This is a genomic window from Streptomyces sp. NPDC030840 (assembly GCF_055572015.1).
The window spans coordinates 1-1,408 of the sequence record NZ_JBVIEE010000053.1 but is presented as its reverse complement, the minus strand read 5'-3'; the positions used below and the strand labels follow the sequence as shown (position 1 = coordinate 1,408).

The window sequence follows — 1,408 nt, the reverse complement described above, 5'->3', positions numbered from 1 at the left end:
CGGGGTTGTGGGATCTCTCTTCTGTTGTCTGCCGGCAACAGGACGAGTCAGAAACCGTTGATGTAGGCGAAGGACATGCGAAAGGTCCGGCGTAGAGGGTAAGACCCCCGTAGTCGAAACGTCAGCGGCTCGTTTGAGAGACACCCAAGTAGCACGGGGCCCGAGAAATCCCGTGTGAATCTGGCGGGACCACCCGCTAAGCCTAAATATTCCCTGGTGACCGATAGCGGATAGTACCGTGAGGGAATGGTGAAAAGTACCCCGGGAGGGGAGTGAAATAGTACCTGAAACCGTGTGCCTACAAGCCGTGGGAGCGTCGCGTTGAGTGCTTGCACTCAACGTCGTGACTGCGTGCCTTTTGAAGAATGAGCCTGCGAGTTTGCGGTGTGTTGCGAGGTTAACCCGTGTGGGGAAGCCGTAGCGAAAGCGAGTCCGAACAGGGCGTTTCAGTAGCATGCTCAAGACCCGAAGCGGAGTGATCTAGCCATGGGCAGGCTGAAGCGCGGGTAAGACCGTGTGGAGGGCCGAACCCACCAGGGTTGAAAACCTGGGGGATGACCTGTGGTTAGGGGTGAAAGGCCAATCAAACTCCGTGATAGCTGGTTCTCCCCGAAATGCATTTAGGTGCAGCGTCGTGTGTTTCTTGCCGGAGGTAGAGCACTGGATAGGCGATGGGCCCTACCGGGTTACTGACCTTAGCCAAACTCCGAATGCCGGTAAGTGAGAGCGCGGCAGTGAGACTGTGGGGGATAAGCTCCATGGTCGAGAGGGAAACAGCCCAGAGCATCGACTAAGGCCCCTAAGCGTACGCTAAGTGGGAAAGGATGTGGAGTCGCAGAGACAACCAGGAGGTTGGCTTAGAAGCAGCCACCCTTGAAAGAGTGCGTAATAGCTCACTGGTCAAGTGATTCCGCGCCGACAATGTAGCGGGGCTCAAGCGTACCGCCGAAGTCGTGTCATTGCAGTACATACTCCTAACGGAGACTGTGATGGGTAGGGGAGCGTCGTGTGCCGGGTGAAGCAGCCGTGTAAGCGAGTTGTGGACGGTTCACGAGTGAGAATGCAGGCATGAGTAGCGATTCACACGTGGGAAACGTGTGCGCCGATTGACTAAGGGTTCCTGGGTCAAGCTGATCTGCCCAGGGTAAGTCGGGACCTAAGGCGAGGCCGACAGGCGTAGTCGATGGATAACCGGTTGATATTCCGGTACCCGCTGTGAAGCGTCAAACATCGAGCATCGTGATGCTAAGGCCGTGAAGCCGTCCCGGAGCCTTCGGGCAAAGGGAAGTGGTGGAGCCGCCGAACCAAGCGGTTAGTAGGTGAGTGATGGGGTGACGCAGGAAGGTAGTCCATCCCGGGCGGTGGTTGTCCCGGGGTAAGGGTGTAGGACGTCAGGTAGGTAAATCCG

General features: G+C 57.2%; 1 rRNA gene. It reads left to right on the top strand.

Annotated features, from left to right (window positions below):
* Positions 1-1,408, top strand: a 23S ribosomal RNA gene (locus ACZ49J_RS45390); the annotation flags it as partial.